Origin of the sequence: Mycobacterium sp. 360MFTsu5.1 (genome assembly GCF_000383495.1) — a bacterium.
Classification (GTDB): domain Bacteria; phylum Actinomycetota; class Actinomycetes; order Mycobacteriales; family Mycobacteriaceae; genus Mycobacterium; species Mycobacterium mucogenicum_B.
The window spans coordinates 125,218-142,212 of record NZ_KB911474.1 but is presented as its reverse complement, the minus strand read 5'-3'; the positions used below and the strand labels follow the sequence as shown (position 1 = coordinate 142,212).

At 68.4% G+C, this 16,995-nt stretch carries 16 protein-coding genes; 8 read left to right on the top strand and 8 right to left on the bottom strand.

Annotated elements, in window-relative coordinates:
* Nucleotides 1-76 precede the first annotated feature (76 nt).
* Nucleotides 77-1,108 carry an ATP-dependent 6-phosphofructokinase gene (locus H289_RS0126360; RefSeq protein ID WP_029105781.1) on the top strand — a complete coding sequence of 344 codons (1,032 nt, stop codon included), beginning with the start codon at nt 77-79 and terminating at the stop codon, nt 1,106-1,108.
* On the opposite strand, the gene H289_RS0126355 is transcribed toward H289_RS0126360, so the two are convergent.
* Nucleotides 1,105-2,106: a glycerophosphodiester phosphodiesterase family protein gene (locus H289_RS0126355; protein WP_020103852.1), complete on the bottom strand. Its 1,002-nt coding sequence runs from the start codon at nt 2,104-2,106 to the stop codon at nt 1,105-1,107. The genes H289_RS0126360 and H289_RS0126355 overlap by 4 nt on opposite strands.
* Before the next feature lie 45 nt (nt 2,107-2,151).
* A complete protein-coding gene (locus H289_RS0126350; RefSeq protein ID WP_020103851.1) occupies nt 2,152-2,823 on the bottom strand; it encodes a hypothetical protein in 672 nt (223 codons plus the stop codon).
* A gap of 23 nt (nt 2,824-2,846) precedes the next feature.
* On the opposite strand from H289_RS0126350, the gene gatB reads away from it, so the two are divergent.
* A complete protein-coding gene (gatB, locus tag H289_RS0126345; protein ID WP_020103850.1) occupies nt 2,847-4,343 on the top strand; it encodes an Asp-tRNA(Asn)/Glu-tRNA(Gln) amidotransferase subunit GatB in 1,497 nt (498 codons plus the stop codon).
* On the opposite strand, the gene H289_RS0126340 is transcribed toward gatB, so the two are convergent.
* Both H289_RS0126340 and H289_RS0126335 read right to left on the bottom strand, forming a co-directional pair.
* Nucleotides 4,340-5,449, bottom strand: a complete 1,110-nt coding sequence (locus H289_RS0126340; protein WP_020103849.1) for a hypothetical protein — start codon at nt 5,447-5,449, stop codon at nt 4,340-4,342. The genes gatB and H289_RS0126340 overlap by 4 nt on opposite strands.
* A 29-nt stretch (nt 5,450-5,478) precedes the next feature.
* Nucleotides 5,479-6,654, bottom strand: coding sequence for a PQQ-dependent sugar dehydrogenase (locus H289_RS0126335; RefSeq protein WP_081633554.1), 1,176 nt, complete (start codon nt 6,652-6,654; stop codon nt 5,479-5,481).
* Nucleotides 6,655-6,793: 139 nt separating this feature from the next.
* Here H289_RS0126335 and H289_RS0126330 point away from each other — a divergent pair, with 139 nt between their 5' ends.
* The gene (locus tag H289_RS0126330) at nt 6,794-7,696 is read left to right on the top strand and encodes a DoxX family protein (RefSeq protein ID WP_020103847.1); all 903 of its coding nucleotides are present in this window, start codon (nt 6,794-6,796) and stop codon (nt 7,694-7,696) included.
* 23 nt (nt 7,697-7,719) lie between these two features.
* Here the strand turns inward: H289_RS0126330 and H289_RS0126325 are convergent, their stop codons facing one another.
* Nucleotides 7,720-8,130 carry a PH domain-containing protein gene (locus H289_RS0126325; RefSeq protein ID WP_020103846.1) on the bottom strand — a complete coding sequence of 137 codons (411 nt, stop codon included), beginning with the start codon at nt 8,128-8,130 and terminating at the stop codon, nt 7,720-7,722.
* Between the two features lie 259 nt (nt 8,131-8,389).
* Between H289_RS0126325 and H289_RS0126320 the strand changes: the two genes are divergently transcribed.
* The 3 genes from H289_RS0126320 (at nt 8,390) to ilvC (ending at nt 11,808) form a co-directional block, all read left to right on the top strand.
* Nucleotides 8,390-10,231, top strand: coding sequence for an acetolactate synthase large subunit (locus H289_RS0126320; RefSeq protein ID WP_029105778.1), 1,842 nt, complete (start codon nt 8,390-8,392; stop codon nt 10,229-10,231).
* Nucleotides 10,231-10,737 carry an acetolactate synthase small subunit gene (ilvN, locus tag H289_RS0126315; RefSeq protein ID WP_029105777.1) on the top strand — a complete coding sequence of 169 codons (507 nt, stop codon included), beginning with the start codon at nt 10,231-10,233 and terminating at the stop codon, nt 10,735-10,737. The genes H289_RS0126320 and ilvN overlap by 1 nt, the downstream gene beginning before the upstream one ends.
* Before the next feature lie 69 nt (nt 10,738-10,806).
* Nucleotides 10,807-11,808 (top strand): ketol-acid reductoisomerase, encoded by a 1,002-nt coding sequence (ilvC, locus tag H289_RS0126310; protein WP_171024507.1) that lies wholly within the window; start codon nt 10,807-10,809, stop codon nt 11,806-11,808.
* Between the two features lie 84 nt (nt 11,809-11,892).
* Here ilvC and H289_RS0126305 read toward each other — a convergent pair whose 3' ends face one another.
* The 3 genes from H289_RS0126305 to H289_RS0126295 are packed head-to-tail and all read right to left on the bottom strand — an operon-like array spanning nt 11,893 to nt 14,313.
* Nucleotides 11,893-12,222 carry a hypothetical protein gene (locus H289_RS0126305; RefSeq protein WP_020103842.1) on the bottom strand — a complete coding sequence of 110 codons (330 nt, stop codon included), beginning with the start codon at nt 12,220-12,222 and terminating at the stop codon, nt 11,893-11,895.
* Nucleotides 12,223-12,268: 46 nt separating this feature from the next.
* Complete coding sequence (wrbA, locus tag H289_RS0126300) at nt 12,269-12,868, bottom strand: NAD(P)H:quinone oxidoreductase (protein WP_020103841.1); 600 nt, start codon at nt 12,866-12,868, stop codon at nt 12,269-12,271.
* A 14-nt stretch (nt 12,869-12,882) separates the two neighbouring features.
* Complete coding sequence (locus H289_RS0126295; RefSeq protein WP_029105776.1) at nt 12,883-14,313, bottom strand: phytoene desaturase family protein; 1,431 nt, start codon at nt 14,311-14,313, stop codon at nt 12,883-12,885.
* Between the two features lie 76 nt (nt 14,314-14,389).
* Here H289_RS0126295 and serA point away from each other — a divergent pair, with 76 nt between their 5' ends.
* Nucleotides 14,390-15,976 (top strand): phosphoglycerate dehydrogenase, encoded by a 1,587-nt coding sequence (serA, locus tag H289_RS0126290; protein WP_020103839.1) that lies wholly within the window; start codon nt 14,390-14,392, stop codon nt 15,974-15,976.
* Nucleotides 15,973-16,983, top strand: coding sequence for a 3-isopropylmalate dehydrogenase (locus H289_RS0126285; protein ID WP_020103838.1), 1,011 nt, complete (start codon nt 15,973-15,975; stop codon nt 16,981-16,983). Before serA ends, H289_RS0126285 begins: the two co-directional genes overlap by 4 nt.
* Nucleotides 16,984-16,995 lie beyond the last annotated feature (12 nt).

Genomic DNA, 16,995 nt, shown 5'->3' with positions numbered 1-16,995 from the left:
CGCCGGATCTGTCGATTCGGCGAGCCTGCTGCACGTTCGACGAGAACGAGAACCCGCGAGCGGGCAGTATGGGGTCATGCGGATAGGTGTGCTGACCGGTGGCGGTGACTGTCCTGGCCTGAATGCGGTGATCCGGGCGGTGGTCCGCACGTGCGATGCCCGGTACGGCTCGACGGTCGTCGGATTCCGGGACGGCTGGCGTGGCCTGCTCGAGAATCGCCGCGAGCAGCTCAAGAACGACGACCGCAACGACCGGCTACTGGCCAAGGGCGGCACCATGCTGGGCACGGCGCGCGTCAACCCCGACAAGCTGCGGGCCGGGCTGGACCAGATCAAGCAGACGCTCGAGGACAACGGCATCGACGTGCTGATCCCGATCGGCGGGGAGGGCACGCTGACGGCGGCGCACTGGCTGGCCGAAGAGAACGTCCCCGTCGTCGGTGTGCCCAAGACCATCGACAACGACATCGATTGCACCGACGTCACTTTCGGCCACGACACCGCGCTGATGATCGCCACCGAGGCGATCGACCGGCTGCACAGCACGGCCGAGTCGCATCAGCGGGTGATGCTCGTCGAGGTGATGGGACGGCATGCAGGCTGGATCGCGCTCGGCGCCGGCATGGCGGCCGGCGCCCACATGACCTTGATCCCGGAACAGCCGTTCGACGTCGAAGAGGTGTGCCGGCTGGTGAAACAGCGCTTCGTGCGCGGAGATTCGCATTTCATCTGCGTCGTTGCTGAAGGCGCGCGACCGGCCGAGGGCTCAATGCAGTTGCGCGACGGCGGAATTGACGAATTCGGGCATGTGCGATTCACCGGCGTCGCGCAGCAGCTGGCCATCGAGATCGAGAAGCGGATCCGCAAGGAGGTCCGCACCACGGTGCTCGGTCACGTGCAGCGCGGCGGCACGCCGACGCCCCATGATCGCGTGCTGGCGACCCGGTTCGGGATCAATGCCGCCGACGCCGCGCACGCGGGGGAGTACGGGATGATGGTGTCGTTGCAGGGCCAGGAGATCGGCCGCGTGCCGTTGGCGGACGCCGTCCGGCAACTGAAGCTGGTGCCGCAGAGCCGTTACGACGACGCCGCGGAGTTCTTCGGTTAGCGGTAGGCCTTCGGCAGTGGCATGCCGAGTTCCGATTCCACCGCACGCAGCCGGCTCGGGTAGTCGGTGATGATGCCGTCGGCGCCGGCCGCGATCTGTGCCTTCATGGTGTCGGCGTCGTTGATCGTCCACGGAATCACCTTGAGCCCACGGGCATGTGCGCGGTCGATGAATGCCCGGTCGGCCACGAGCGCGAAATCCGGGTCCTTCGGCGTCAGTCCGTAGGGCACCGAGTAGCCGGGCGACAGGATGTCCGCGCCGACCGACGCCGCCCCGGCGATCGGGTCGGTGACGACTGCGGGGTTCACGTCCGCCGTCCACGCCGAGTTCGGCACCCAGGTCGTCTCATCCCACAGCGCCACCAAGGGGATACCGGGTTCCTGCGTGCGTACGAGGGGCAGCGAGTGCCAGTCGAAACTCTGGATTTCCACCTTGTCGACCTTCCCGGCAGCCCGCACGGCGGCGAGGATGACGTCGACGAATTGCTGTGGTGTGGCGGAGGTTTCGGGCTTGTCCGCTTCGATCTTGGTCTCGATGTTGTACCGGACGCCGGCGTGGTGCGCGTCCGCGAGCGCGAAAACCTGATCGAGGGTGGCGATCTTGTTGCCGGTCACCACTTCGGCGGCCGGGAATCCGTCGAGCAGTTTGCCGCAGTTGAGCGTGTGCAGCTGGGCCCTGGTGAGGTCGTGGACGAGCTTGCCGACGTAGGGGTATTGCGGGTCGCCGGGGAAGGCGGGGCCGGTGTCGGCGCACTTCTCGGGCTGGATGGCCGGGTCGTGCCACACCATGGGAGCACCGTCCTTGGCGAGGACGATGTCGAGTTCCAGCGTGCTGACACCGAGCTCGATGGCCTTGGTGAAGGCGCGCAGCGATTCCTCGGTGGTCTCGCCGCGTCCGCCGCGGTGCGCTTGCAGGTCGAAAGTGCCGGAATCGGCCGATGCGACGGGCGTGGCCGTCAGCGCGAAGGTGGTCAGCAGGGCGCCGATGCGTGCGAGCATCGGCGGAGATTAACGGGTCTCGGGAAATGGCCGGTGAACGACGGGTCAGACCGCGGCGAGCTTGTGCACCTGCGCGGTGAACAACGAAGCCAGGGGCTGGTCGCAGGTCTGCGGCGGGTCGGTGGCCGTCATGAGGCAGATGGCGGTGACCGACACCCCGCGGTACTGCCCGAGCACCTTGACGCTCATGAACGGCGTCACCAGGCCGCCGCGGGCGGAAACGGTCTCGCGGACGGTCACTACCCAGGCGGGGAGGGCAGCGGGATTCGGCCGGCGGTCGACGTCGATCACGAGCAGGTCGTTGATCGTGTAGCGGGTGCAGGTGCGCGCGGCCTCGGCGTAGTTCGGCCACGTGTACGGCAGCCTCAGCCAGACCGCGAGGGCGTGGTGCGTGTCCTTCTTCAGCTGTACCTGGACGGCCTGCCGGCTCGGCGCGCCGGCCAGCGCCACACAGGATTGCGGTGACACGTCTTCTGTGGCCGGCCGGGTGGCCGTGCTCTGCGTGGGACCGTCGAACCTGGCCGTCGGCCAGTCGGGAAAGTCCTGCCGCCCCACCGCCATCGACGCCTCGAGGTTGGTGATACCCGGATCCACGAGGCCGCGGATCGCCATGACACCACCGGTGACCACCACGGCCACTGCCACGATCGCCCCGACCACCAGCGCCGCGAACGTCCGGTTCACGGGTGCTGGGGGCAGCGGTTGACCGGCGCTCATGGGGCCGACACTACGATCAACGCATGGCTGACGCAGACCTTCTCGACTACGACGACGTCCTCGCGACGTACGAGCCCGTCATGGGCATGGAAGTCCATGTCGAGCTGTCCACCGAGACCAAGATGTTCTGTGGCTGTGCGAACCGGTTCGGCGCCGAGCCGAACACGCTGGTGTGCCCGGTGTGCCTGGGCCTGCCCGGTGCGCTGCCGGTGGTCAACGAGGCGGCCGTGGAGTCCGCGATCCGGATCGGGCTCGCGCTGAACTGCGACATCGCGCCGTGGGGCCGGTTCGCCCGGAAGAACTACTTCTACCCGGACCAGCCGAAGAACTACCAGATCAGTCAGTACGACGAGCCCATCGCCGTCAACGGCTACCTCGACGTTCCCCTGGAGGACGGCAGCACCTGGCGTGTCGAGATCGAGCGCGCCCACATGGAGGAGGACACCGGCAAGCTGACCCACCTGGGCAGCGACACCGGCCGCATCTCCGGCGCCACTACGTCGCTGGCCGACTTCAACCGGGCCGGGGTGCCGTTGGTCGAGATCGTCACCCGGCCCATCGAGGGCGCCGGCGAACGCGCCCCGGAGATCGCCCGCGCCTACGTCACCGCGCTGCGGGACCTGTTGCGCGGCTTGGACGTTTCCGACGTCCGCATGGACCAGGGCTCGATGCGCTGCGACTCCAACGTCTCGCTCAAGCTCAAGGGCGCCGCGGAGTTCGGCACCCGTACCGAGACCAAGAACGTCAACTCGCTCAAGAGCGTCGAGGTGGCGGTCCGCTACGAGATGCGCCGGCAGGCCGCCGTGCTGCAGTCCGGCGGCACCATCACGCAGGAGACCCGGCACTTCCACGAGGACGGGCACACCACCGCGGGCCGCAGCAAGGAAACCGCCGAGGACTACCGCTACTTCCCGGAGCCGGACCTGGAGCCCATCGCTCCGTCGGACGAGTTGGTGGAGCGGCTGCGCGGCACCATCCCGGAGCTTCCGTGGTTGGTGCGCAAGCGGATTCAGGAAGACTGGGGCATCTCGGACGAGGTCATGCGCGACCTCGTCAACGCCGGTGCGGTGGAGCTGGTGGCCGCGACCGTCGAGCACGGCGCATCCAGTGAGGCGGCCCGCGCGTGGTGGGGCAACTTCCTGGTGCAGAAGGCCAACGAGAGTGAAGTGACGCTCGAGGAGCTGGCCATCACCCCGGCGCAGGTCGCCGCGGTGGTCAAGCTGGTCGACGACGGCAAGCTGTCCAACAAGCTGGCCCGCCAGGTCGTCGAGGGTGTGCTGGCCGGCGAGGGCGAGCCCGAGCAGGTGATGAACGACCGCGGACTCGTTGTGGTGCGCGACGATTCGCTCATCCAGGCCGCGATCGACGAGGCGCTGGCGGCCCAGCCGGACATCGCCGACAAGATCCGCGGCGGCAAGGTCCAGGCCGCCGGTGCGATCGTCGGCGCGGTGATGAAGGCGACCAAAGGTCAGGCCGACGCGGCGCGCGTGCGCGAACTGGTCATCGCGGCCTGCAGCTAGCGCAGCGCCGCCTGCGGCGCGGGCGTGGTCTTCGGACGGAGTGACGAGACGCCCGCGACGCAGTAGCCCGCGATCACGAAACACACCGCGGCGCAGGGCAGATTGCCGGTCGGCGTGCCCGCACCCGTGACGCCGTCGATGGCGCCGGCGAAGTCGGGCAGCGCGGCCAGCCACAGCACCGTGAAGGTGAGCAGGTACAGCACCCCGAAGACCCGCACGTACGGACTCGGGTGCTCCGTGCCGACGCGGCGCGTGATCCGCCAGTCCTGGATCAGGACCGGCACCGCCACCAAGAAGAACACCGCCACCTCGACACCGAGGACCGCGTACTGCGTCGCGCTGTGCTGGGCGGACAGCAACGTCGGCAGGCTGAGCAGCCCCATGATGACCGGTGCCAGCACGCTGATGAGCGGTATGCGCCAGGCCAGCGACACCGCACCCGGCGGTGTGCCCGCGGCTACCCGGCGCCCGATCAGCACATGCACCAGGAACGCAACCGCCGCGGGTCCGACGACCGCCAGGCTGACCCAACTGCTGACCGGTACGCAGCCGAGCGTCGGGTGATTGAGGGGGTTCGCGGTGTTCCAGACCCACCAGCGCAGCTGCGGGCCGAGGTGGTCGAACACGCCGTAGACGCAGCCGTGCACGAAGCCGACGCAGATGGCGCCGATCACCGCGCCGCGCCGTTCGAAAACCCCGGTGGCGCGGACGATGTCATACGCGAGCGTGATGGTCGCCGGGTACAACGCCACGATGTACAGCGGTAGGCGGCCGTCGACGAAATCGACGCTGAACACGTTGTGCACCAACATGACCCCGAGCCGGGTGCCCGCGAAGATGTCGGGTGGATGGCGGGGGAGTTCGGTCACCAGCGCATAGACCACCGACGCCAGCCAGATGGCGATCCCGGTCGGGTCCCGCCGGACGCGCCGCAGCGCGTAGGCCAGCGCCAGTGCGGCGCCGATCAGCATCAGCAGCTCGACGACCGGCATGGTCCAGTGGGTCAGGGTCAGTGGGTTGCGCAGCTTGACCCAGGAATCGTCGTCGCAGGAAAAGCCCAGGTAGCCGGCCAACCGAGCGAAGTCGGCCGGGCAGGCGCGCATCATCGAGCGACCTCTCGCACGTCGGGTGCCAATTACGTCTTGTCGTCAGTGCTACGCGGGAATCCGCCCTGCGGGAACAGCGGGAACACGACGTCGTCGAACTTCTCGACGTCGCCGGCCGTCTTGTTCACCGTGGCGCCCCAGACATTGCCGTCGGGGGAGAGCTTCAGCGCGAAGACATGGCCGTGGGTGTCCGTGCGGAGCGCCTCGGGGTCACCCGTGACCGCGCCGGTCTCCTTCGACAGCCGCACGGCCACCGTCTTCTTGGTGTTGACGAGGTTGACCATGACGGTGTCGTCGGTCGCCACGCAGCCCGCGACACCGGGGCGGTCGGGCCAGCTCCACACCGTCGACACCTTGGAGTCCTTGGTGATCCGCTGCAGCCGGTCGCCGGTCGGGGTTCGGTCGGTGACGTACAACGAGCCGCTGGCGCCGTCGATGCACAGCCCGCCGCCGGAGCCCATGCCCGACAGCGCGGTGGTCGGTGGCGCCTGGCCCACCGTCGTCGGCTGCTCGATGCGCAGCAGCTTGCCCGCCAGCGAAGCCGGATCGGCTGCGGCAGCGGGGTTTCCGGCGTCGCCGGTGAGCACCACGAGGGTCGTCGGGCTGCTGAAGATCAGCGCTCCGGTGTTGCCTGTGGGGCCCTTGGGAATCCCGGTCAGGATCGGCTTCGGCACGTCGCCGTCGGCGATGCGGATGACCCGGTTGTCGGTCGGCGTGGTGATGTAGGCGTACATCAGCCGGTCCTGCTGGTAGCTCGGCGACAACACGATGTCCATGAGCCCGCCGTCACCGGACGCGTCGACCGGAATAACGGTCTTGACCTTGGGTTCTGCGTTCGTGGCGATGTTCTTGACGGCGCCGGTGACGCGCTCGGCGACGATCGCCGACTTGCTGTCGCCGCCCATGATGAGGCCGCTGGTGCTCTCCAGACAGCCCTGCAGCACGGCCGGCGCCGGGCAGGCCTTCGGGAACGGGTTGGGCGGCAGCGGCGGCGGAGGCGGCGGGGGCGAGGCGGGCGCCCCGCCGAGGTCGGGCTCGATGGTGAACGGCTCGGACGCCGCCGAATCGAAACGGGCACAGCTGGGCAGCGCCAGCAAAGCGATGGCGCACAACGCCAGGACCCGCCGAGCGGGTGCAGAGCCGGAACGCCCAGGCCGGTGTTCGGGCCTCGTCAGCGCAGCCCGCGTCGACCGCCGCAATGTCATGCCCGTCAGGTTACGGACTGTTTGACGATGCTCGCCACGTCGGGGCCACGCGCCGGGCCGGGCAAATCCCGAGAACAAGCCGCCCAAACCACCCCTTAAATCCACGGTCAGCAGTGCAATTGCACTTACCCTGGCAACCATGACCAGTACTTCCCATGACCCGCGTGCATGGCAACGGCCCGATGAGTCGGCCGCCAGGCCCGCGTCGGCACGCCTGGTCGATCCAGAAGACGACCTGCCCATCACGACATACCGCGGCAGTGGCGGCGCAGACGGCGGTGAGACCGCCGCGACCACGGCCATCCCGCGGTTCGACAACGCGTCGTCCGACGAGGCGACCGAGGTGACGGCCGCGTCGTCCTCGACGCCGTCCTCGATGGCCTTCGATCTCATGCACGAACCCGAGCCGCTGCCGTACGTGCAACCCCGGGAGAGGAACGCGGAGCAGGCCCAGACATTGGGCCCCGCCGAGATCGAGCCCGATCCCGAGACCGACGCCCGGGTGCGCGTCGCCAAGCGCCGCGGCACCCAGGACCTGGGTCTCATGGTGCTGCGCGTCGGCCTGGGCGCCTGGCTGGTGGTCCACGGGCTGCAGAAGGCGTTCGGCTGGTGGGGTGGGCAGGGCCTGACCGGGTACGAGCACGCGCTGGCCGCGGCCGGCTTCCAGCACGCCGGGATACTGACCTACCTCGCCACCGGGGCGCAGATCGGGGCCGGTGTCCTGCTGGTCCTGGGGCTGTTCACGCCGGTGGCCGCCGCGGTCGCGGTGGCCTACCTGGTCAACGCGCTCGCCGTCGAGGTGGCCGCACAGCCCGTGCACGGTTACTTCCCGTACTTCCTGCCCGAGGGGCACGAGTACCTGGTGACCCTGATCGTGCTGGCTGCGGCGCTGACCCTGACCGGGCCGGGGCTCTACGGCTTCGACGCCGGACGCGGTTGGGCCCGCCGGCCCTTCATCGGATCGATCCTGTGCCTGCTGCTGGGCATCGGCGCGGGTGTCGGGGTGTGGCTGCTGCTCAACGGATCAAACCCGCTGCACTGACGTCGATCGACGCTCGATCAGTCTCACTCGTTGTACGGATTGGGCACGACGCCGCCGCTGGCGGCGGTCAGCACCGGCAGTGATGCGAACGTCACACCCGGCAGGCGCAGTTCGGTGCCGTCGGTCAGTTCGGCCTTGGCCCACTTGGAGCGGTCAAAACGCAGCCCCTTGATGTCCTGCCACGTCACCGTCCGGCTGCCGAGCAGCGACCGCGCCGTCACGCCCTTCTTGTCGGCCACGGTGCGATAGCGAATCACCATCGCCGACAACAGAATCGGGATGACGAGCAGCGCCGCGCACCAGGCCGGACCGGCGAACACCAGGGCCAGCAGGCCGATGGCGAAGAATCCCACCGCCAGATGGGCGACCCCCGGAATCTTGATCACGACGGGTCGGGGTGCGGTCGAGGCGGTTCGGCGGCTCACACCGTTCATCTTCCCAGGCGGCGGGTCGGGCGGTTGCCGGGTGTGTCCGGCAATGGATGTGATTTGACCTGCGCGCGCCGCGAGGACTACCGTCACCGGTATGCAGACCTCGGCATTGCTTGTAGTAACTGGGCGCGTTGGTGCGTGACCAGGCTGACTAAGCCGACTACAAGCATCGACGCGCAACCCTCGTACAGCAGCAGACGCTGACGGGGGTTTTTTGTTTGCCCGGGAACGCCAAAACCGCAACACGATCAAGAGGACAAGAGTGAGCGCACCCACCACGCGACCGCCAGAGTCGACGCAGCAGCCCAACGGCGCCGCCGGCGCGGTCAACGGTCATTCGAAAATTGTTGCCCCGCAACAGATGACCGGCGCCCAGGCCGTCGTCCGGTCGCTCGAGGAACTCGACGTCGACACCATCTTCGGCATCCCCGGCGGTGCCGTGCTGCCGGTCTACGACCCGCTGTTCGACTCCAAGAAGGTGCGCCACGTGCTGGTGCGGCACGAGCAGGGCGCCGGCCACGCCGCGTCGGGCTACGCGCACGCCACCGGCAAGGTCGGCGTGATGATGGCCACCTCGGGCCCCGGCGCCACCAACCTGGTCACGCCGCTGGCCGACGCCCAGATGGACTCGATCCCGGTCGTCGCGATCACCGGCCAGGTCGGCCGCGGCCTGATCGGCACCGACGCCTTCCAGGAAGCCGACATCTCGGGCATCACCATGCCGATCACGAAGCACAACTTCCTGGTCCGCAACGGTGACGACATCGCCAAGGTCATCGCCGAGGCGTTCCACATCGCCGCTTCCGGCCGTCCGGGCGCCGTCCTCGTCGACATCCCGAAGGACGTGCTGCAGGGTCAGTGCACCTTCAGCTGGCCGCCGGTCATCGACCTGCCCGGCTACAAGCCGAACACCAAGCCGCACAGCCGCCAGGTCCGTGAGGCCGCCAAGCTGATCGCCGCGGCGCGCAAGCCCGTGCTGTACGTCGGTGGCGGCGTCATCCGTGGTGAGGCGTCCGCGGAGCTGCTGGAACTCGCCGAGCTGACCGGCATTCCCGTCGTCACCACCCTGATGGCGCGCGGCGCGTTCCCCGACAGCCACCCGCAGCACATGGGCATGCCCGGCATGCACGGCACGGTCTCGGCCGTGGCGGCGCTGCAGAAGAGTGACCTGCTGATCGCTCTCGGCACCCGCTTCGACGACCGGGTCACCGGCCAGCTGTCGTCGTTCGCGCCCGACGCCAAGGTGATCCACGCGGACATCGACCCCGCCGAGATCGGCAAGAACCGGCACGCCGACGTGCCGATCGTCGGTGACATCAAGAACGTCATCGTGGATCTGCTCGCGGCGCTGCGTCGTGACGGTGTCGCCGCCGACACGCTGGACCTCGCCGACTGGTGGACCTACCTCAACGGGGTCAAGGAGACCTACCCGCTGAGCTACGGCCCGCAGAGCGACGGCAGCCTCTCGCCGGAGTACGTCATCGAGAAGCTGGGCCAGATCGCCGGACCGGACGCGCTGTACGTGGCGGGCGTCGGTCAGCACCAGATGTGGGCCGCACAGTTCATCAAGTACGAGAACCCGAAGACCTGGCTGAACTCGGGCGGTCTCGGCACCATGGGCTTCTCCATCCCGGCCGCGATGGGCGCCAAGTTCGCCCGCCCGGAGGCCGAGGTGTGGGCCATCGACGGTGACGGCTGCTTCCAGATGACCAACCAGGAGCTGGCCACCTGCGCCCTCGAAGGGGCGCCGATCAAGGTTGCGCTGATCAACAACGGCAACCTGGGCATGGTGCGCCAATGGCAGACGCTGTTCTACGACGAGCGCTACAGCCAGACCAACCTGTCCACCCACTCGCACCGCATCCCGGACTTCGTGATGCTGGCCGAGGCGCTTGGCTGCGTCGGTCTGCGCTGCGAGCGTGCCGAGGACGTCGAGGACGTCATCCGGCAGGCCCGCGAGATCAACGACCGGCCCGTCGTCATCGACTTCATCGTCGGGGCCGACGCCCAGGTGTGGCCGATGGTCGCCGCAGGCACCAGCAATGACGAGATCATGGCGGCGCGCGATATCCGTCCGCTGTTCGACAACGAGGATCAGGTCTAGTGGCTACTACTCATACATTGTCGGTTCTGGTCGAGGACACCCCCGGTGTGCTCGCCCGCGTGGCGGCGCTGTTCTCCCGGCGTGGCTTCAACATCCAGTCGCTGGCGGTCGGCGCCACCGAGCAGAAGAACATGTCCCGCATGACCATCGTGGTCTGCGTGGAAGAGCAGCTGCCGCTGGAGCAGATCACCAAGCAGCTCAACAAGCTGATCAACGTCATCAAGATCGTCGAGCAGGAGCCGGACAACTCCGTCTCCCGTGAGCTGGCGCTGATCAAGGTGCGGGCCGACGCCACCACCCGTGGCCAGGTGATCGAGGCCGTCAATCTGTTCCGCGCGAAGGTCGTCGACGTGTCGACCGAATCACTGACCATCGAGGCCACCGGCACCCAGGAGAAGCTCGAAGCACTGCTGCGAGTGCTGGAGCCGTATGGTATTCGCGAGCTGGTGCAGTCCGGTGTGGTTTCGTTGGCGCGCGGCCCGCGCGGCATCGGCGCGGCCAAGTAACCGAGCTGGATCCCAAGCAGAACTTCGAACAAGAGAAACAAGGTAAGGAAAAGTCAAGTGGCAGTTGAGATGTTCTACGACGACGATGCGGACCTGTCGATCATCCAGGGTCGCAAGGTCGGCGTCATCGGCTACGGCAGCCAGGGACACGCGCATTCGCTTTCGCTGCGCGACTCGGGTGTGCAGGTCAAGGTCGGCCTGAAGGAGGGCTCGAAGTCCCGCGAGAAGGTCACCGAGCAGGGCCTCGAGGTCGACACCCCGGCCAACGTCGCCGCCTGGGCTGACGTCATCATGCTGCTCGCGCCCGACACCGCACAGGCCGAGATCTTCACCAACGACATCGAGCCCAACCTCAAGGACGGCGACGCGCTGTTCTTCGGCCACGGCCTCAACATCCACTTCGGCCTGATCAAGCCCCCGGCCAACGTCACCATCGGCATGGTTGCCCCCAAGGGCCCCGGCCACCTGGTGCGTCGTCAGTTCGTCGACGGCAAGGGCGTCCCGGCCCTGATCGCCATCGACCAGGACCCCAAGGGCGAGGGCCAGGCGCTGGCCCTGTCCTACGCCAAGGGCATCGGCGGCACCCGCGCCGGCGTCATCAAGACCACTTTCAAGGAAGAGACCGAGACCGACCTGTTCGGTGAGCAGGCCGTCCTCTGTGGTGGTACCGAAGAACTGGTCAAGACCGGTTTCGAGGTCATGGTCGAGGCCGGCTACGCCCCGGAGATGGCCTACTTCGAGGTGCTGCACGAGCTCAAGCTCATCGTCGACCTGATGTACGAGGGCGGCATCGCCCGCATGAACTACTCGGTGTCGGACACCGCTGAGTTCGGTGGCTACCTGTCGGGCCCGCGCGTCATCGACGCCGACACCAAGGAGCGCATGCGCGCCATCCTGAAGGACATCCAGGACGGCACCTTCGTCAAGCGCCTGGTCGCCAACGTCGAGGGCGGCAACAAGGAGCTCGAGGGTCTGCGCAAGGCCAACGCCGAGCACCCGATCGAGGTCACCGGTAAGAAGCTGCGCGACCTGATGAGCTGGGTCGACCGGCCGATCACCGAGACCGCCTAGGTTTTCGATCACCGACTGGCCGGTTACCGCACGCGATTCACGAAAAAGCGTGCGATAACCGGCCTTTCGGCGTTTCTGGGCGTCTCAGTACAACGCGTACCCGATGCCCGCCAGCGCGCGGGCGACGTTGCGGCCGTCGGCGCTGCCCGGCAGCTTCACGGACCGGTCGATGTCGAGGCCCTCGCCGGCCACCCCGTAGAAGTCGGTGGACACGGGATCATCGGGCTCGGGCGGTTCGATGCGGCCATCTGGGTAGATGGCCTGGGCGCGCATGGCCCACATGCTCCGTTCGGCCGCGATCACGTGATACCCGCACAACGGCGGGCGCATCTGATAGAGCTCCAGATCGCCGACGGCGAACCAGCGCTCATTGGGTACCGCGCCCACCAGCCGGGCTGTGCCTGCGAACGTCACCCCTCAACCGTAAGTCGGCCGGCAGGGGTGTCCCGACGCCAAATTTCTACCCGCCCAACCGGTCCGCGACCGTGACGACCCGCCGCGCCAGGTGGTCCAGCGCGGCGTAGGTGTTGTCGTCGAACTGGCGGATGTTGTCGTGATTGGCCAGCAGGCTCACGCCGTACGGGTTGCCGTCGGCGAACTTGAGCGGGTCGGTGTAGCCGGGCGGCACGATGATGCCGCCCCAGTGCATGAGCGTGATGTAGAGCGACAGCAGCGTCGTCTCCTGGCCGCCGTGTGCGGTGTTGGTCGAGGTGAACCCGGCGTACACCTTGTCGGCCAACACACCCTTCGACCACAGGCCGCCGAGGGAATCGAGGAATCCCCGCAGCTGCGATGCGACCGAGCCGAAACGGGTCGGCGAACCGAAGATGACCGCGTCGGCCCAGACGATGTCGTCGCCCGTGGCGGCCGGAAGGTCTTTGGTCGCTTCATAATTCGCGGTCCAGGCCGGGTTGTGCGCGAACGACTCGGGGGTGGCGGTCTCGGCGACGGGCCGCAGCCGCACCTCGGCACCCAGCGATTCGGCGGTGCTCGCGATGCGCTGCGCCATGGACGTGCCGTGCCCGGTCGCGGAGTAGAAGATCACAGAAAGCTTGGCCATGCGCCAAGCCAACACTATGGCGCGAGCGACGGCAGCGTCTTCACCCCGAATTCACGACGCAGTACGGTGCGCGCGGCGTACAGGCCGGCCATCCCGTGCACGCCGGTGCCCGGCGGGGTGGCCGACGAACACAGGTATGCCTTGGGGATCGGCGTGGTCCACGGGTTGGCCCGCAGCGTCGGCCCGACCATCGCGGCCTTGAGCGTCGCGCCGCCGACGATGATGTCGCCGCCGACGTAATTCGCGTTGTACCGCGACATCTCGGCTGCCGGCACCGCCCGGGCCGCCAGCACCAGATCGCGGAAACCCGGTGCGGCGTCTTCAAATAACGCGATCACGGTCTCGGTCTGGTCGACGGTCGAGCCCGCGGGCACATGACAGTAGGTCCACAGGGGTCGCCGGCCCTGGGCGTCGATGCGCGACGGATCGGCGAGGTGCGGCAGCGAGGCCAGTGTCATGGGGTGCTCGGCATGGCGGCCCTGCCAGATTTCGCGCTCGGCGTGCGCCATCTGGGCCCGAGTGCCCCCGAGGTGGACGGTCGGCGACGACGCCATGCGCGGGTCGCGCCACGGGATTTCGCCGGACAGCACGAAGTCGATCTTGCAGACGCCGGGACCGAACTTGTAGCGCCGCAGCGCTTTTGCATACCGGTCGGGAACGGCCGGGCCGTAGATGTCGAGCAGCGCGGTCGGCGAGGTGTCGTAGATGACGACGCCGCCGGGCGGGCTCGTGACAGGGGAGCCGGTGATGAGCTCGCCGCCATGCGCGCGCAGATCGGCGATGAGGGCGTCGGTGATCGTCTGGGTGCCGCCGACGGGGACCGGCCAGCCCGCCGTGTGCGCGACGGTGCTGAGCATGATGCCCGCGCCGCTGTTGACGGGCGACGGCATGGGGTGGATGGCGTGGGTCCCGACGCCGGTGAACAGGGCCTGGGCATCGTCGCCGCGCAGCAGATGCCACGCCGGACTGCCCTGGGCCAGCACGCGCAGCCCGGCACGGACGGTGCTCGGCAGGTCCGGCGGCAGCGACCGCTTGTCGCCGAGGAAGAAGCCGAGGACGCCGTCGACGTGCTCGACCAGCGGGCCCAGCAGCCGTCGCCACGATGAGCCGTGTTCGAGCTCGGCGCAGGTGCGGTCCAGCGAGTGGTAGGCGATCGCGGCCGGGCGTCCGGCGAGCGGATTGGCATAGGAGATCTCCGGCGTCACCATCTCCACCCCGCGGGCCGCGAGGTCGAATTCCGCGAAGAACGGCGATGCCACGCCCAGCGGATGCACCGCCGAGCAGACGTCGTGCAGAACACCGGGAAACTCGGGGTCAGTGGCACTGCGGGCGCCGCCGCCCGGAGTCGGCTGACCTTCGATGACCCGGACCGACAGCCCGGCTCGCGCGCAGATGACGGCCGCGGCCAGTCCGTTGGGCCCACTACCGACGACGGTGACGTCCACCACTCGATCCTAGGGAGCGGGAAGTCAAGGTAACCGCGATTGGAATGCGCGCAACCTGGACCACTAGTCTGTGCGCGTGAGCCTTCCTGTCGTACTCATCGCTGACAAACTCGCCGAATCGACCGTCGCCGCCCTCGGCGACCAGGTAGAGGTCCGTTGGGTCGACGGACCCGACCGCGAGAAGCTGCTGGCCGCCGTGCCGGAAGCCGACGCCCTTCTGGTGCGCTCGGCCACCACGGTGGACGCCGAGGTGCTGGCCGCCGCGCCCAAGCTCAAGATCGTCGCCCGCGCCGGCGTCGGCCTGGACAACGTCGACGTAGACGCCGCCACCGCGCGTGGCGTGCTGGTCGTCAACGCCCCCACTTCGAACATCCACAGCGCCGCCGAGCACGCCCTGGCGCTGCTGCTCTCGACGGCCCGCCAGATCCCGGCCGCCGACGCCACGCTGCGCGAGCACACCTGGAAGCGCTCCAAGTTCTCGGGCACCGAGATCTTCGGCAAGACCGTCGGCGTCGTGGGCATGGGCCGTATCGGCCAGCTCGTCGCGCAGCGCCTGGCCGCGTTCGGCGCGCACATCGTCGCCTACGACCCCTACGTCTCGCAGGCCCGCGCCGCCCAGCTGGGTATCGAGCTGCTGAGCCTCGATGAGCTTTTGGGTCGCGCTGATTTCATCTCGGTGCACCTGCCCAAGACCAAGGAAACCGCCGGCCTCATCAACAAGGAAGCGCTGGCCAAGACCAAGCCGGGCGTCATCATCGTCAACGCCGCCCGCGGTGGCCTGATCGACGAGCAGGCCCTGGCCGACGCGATCACCAGCGGCCACGTCCGCGGCGCCGGCCTCGACGTCTTCGCCACCGAGCCCTGCACCGACAGCCCGCTGTTCGAGCTGCCGCAGGTCGTCGTGACCCCGCACCTGGGTGCCTCCACCGAAGAGGCCCAGGACCGTGCCGGCACCGACGTCGCCGCGAGCGTGAAGCTGGCGCTGGCCGGCGAGTTCGTGCCGGACGCCGTCAACGTCGGCGGCGGTGTCGTCGGTGAAGAGGTCGCCCCGTGGCTCGACCTGGTGCGCAAGCTGGGCCTGCTGGTCGGTGCGCTGGCGCCGGCGCTCCCGGCCTCGCTGAACGTCGAGGTGCTCGGCGAGCTGGCGTCGGAAGACGTTGAGATTCTGAAGCTTTCGGCGATGCGTGGCCTGTTTTCGGCTGTCATCGAGGACCAGGTGACGTTCGTCAACGCGCCGGCGCTGGCCGCCGAGCGTGGTGTCGAGGCCGTCCTCACCACCGAGACCGAGAGCCCCAACCACCGCAGCGTCGTCGACGTGCGCGCCGTGGCCGCCGACGGTTCGGTCGTCAACGTGTCGGGCACCCTGAGCGGCCCGCAGCTGGTCGAGAAGGTCGTCCAGATCAACGGCCGCAACCTGGACCTGCGCGCCGAGGGCGTCAACCTGATCCTCAACTACGGCGACCAGCCGGGTGCCCTGGGCAAGATCGGCACGCTGCTCGGTGCGGCCGAGGTCAACATCCTGGCGGCCCAGCTGTCGCAGGACGCCGACGGTTCGGGCGCGACGATCATGCTGCGCCTGGACCGCGAGGTGCCGGCCGAGGTGCTCAGCGCGATCGGCGAGGCCGTCGGCGCGACCACGCTGGAACTGGTGGATCTGTCGTGAAGCTCGCCGTCATTGCCGGTGACGGCATCGGCCCCGAGGTCATCGGCGAGGCACTGAAGGTCCTCGACGTCGTGCTGCCCGGTGTCGAGCGCACCGAGTACAACGTGGGCGCCAAGCGCTACCACGAAACCGGCGAGACCCTGCCCGAGGGCATGGTCGACGAGCTCAAGACGCACGACGCAATCCTGTTGGGCGCCATCGGCGATCCGTCGGTGCCCAGCGGCGTGCTCGAGCGCGGCCTGCTGCTGACCATGCGGTTCGCCCTGGATCACCATGTGAACCTGCGGCCGTCGCGGCTGTTCGCGGGCGTCGACAGCCCCCTGGCCGGTAACCCGGACATCGACTTCGTCGTCGTTCGCGAGGGCACCGAGGGGCCGTACACCGGCACCGGTGGTGCCATCCGCGTCGGCACCCCGCACGAGGTGGCCACCGAGGTGTCCACCAACACGCGGTTCGGTGTGGAGCGCGTGGTGCGCTACGCGTTCGAGAAGGCCCGGACGCGGCGTAAGCACCTGACCCTGGTGCACAAGAACAACGTGCTGGCGTTCGCCGGCTCGCTGTGGACGCGCACGGTCGACGAGATCGGGGCCGAGTACCCGGACGTCCAGACCGCTTACATGCACGTGGACGCCGCGACCATCTACATGGTGACCGATCCGGGCCGCTTCGACGTGATCGTCACCGACAACCTGTTCGGCGACATCATCACCGATCTGGCCGCGGCCGTCTCCGGCGGCATCGGCCTGGCGGCATCGGGCAACATCGACGCGACGGGCACCAACCCGTCGATGTTCGAGCCGGTGCACGGCAGCGCACCCGACATCGCCGGTCAGGGTCTTGCCGACCCGACCGCGGCCATCATGAGCGTGGCACTGCTGCTGACCCACCTCGGTGAGACCGACGCCGCGGCCCGCGTGGACAAGGCTGTCGCCGAGCACCTTTCGACGCGCGGCGACGCCAAACTGTCGACGTCGGATACCGGCGAGCGGATTCGCAGCTTCCTGTAGTGCCGTGAGCGG

What these genes read in the sequence shown, in the direction of transcription:
- H289_RS0126360 (WP_029105781.1), top strand. Translation starts at nt 77, where the DNA reads ATGCGGATAGGTGTGCTGACCGGTGGCGGTGACTGTCCTGGCCTGAAT.
- H289_RS0126355 (WP_020103852.1), bottom strand. Translation starts at nt 2,106, where the DNA reads ATGCTCGCACGCATCGGCGCCCTGCTGACCACCTTCGCGCTGACGGCC.
- H289_RS0126350 (WP_020103851.1), bottom strand. Translation starts at nt 2,823, where the DNA reads ATGAGCGCCGGTCAACCGCTGCCCCCAGCACCCGTGAACCGGACGTTC.
- gatB (WP_020103850.1), top strand. Translation starts at nt 2,847, where the DNA reads ATGGCTGACGCAGACCTTCTCGACTACGACGACGTCCTCGCGACGTAC.
- H289_RS0126340 (WP_020103849.1), bottom strand. Translation starts at nt 5,449, where the DNA reads ATGATGCGCGCCTGCCCGGCCGACTTCGCTCGGTTGGCCGGCTACCTG.
- H289_RS0126335 (WP_081633554.1), bottom strand. Translation starts at nt 6,654, where the DNA reads ATGACATTGCGGCGGTCGACGCGGGCTGCGCTGACGAGGCCCGAACAC.
- H289_RS0126330 (WP_020103847.1), top strand. Translation starts at nt 6,794, where the DNA reads ATGACCAGTACTTCCCATGACCCGCGTGCATGGCAACGGCCCGATGAG.
- H289_RS0126325 (WP_020103846.1), bottom strand. Translation starts at nt 8,130, where the DNA reads ATGAACGGTGTGAGCCGCCGAACCGCCTCGACCGCACCCCGACCCGTC.
- ilvC (WP_171024507.1), top strand. Translation starts at nt 10,807, where the DNA reads ATGTTCTACGACGACGATGCGGACCTGTCGATCATCCAGGGTCGCAAG.
- wrbA (WP_020103841.1), bottom strand. Translation starts at nt 12,868, where the DNA reads ATGGCCAAGCTTTCTGTGATCTTCTACTCCGCGACCGGGCACGGCACG.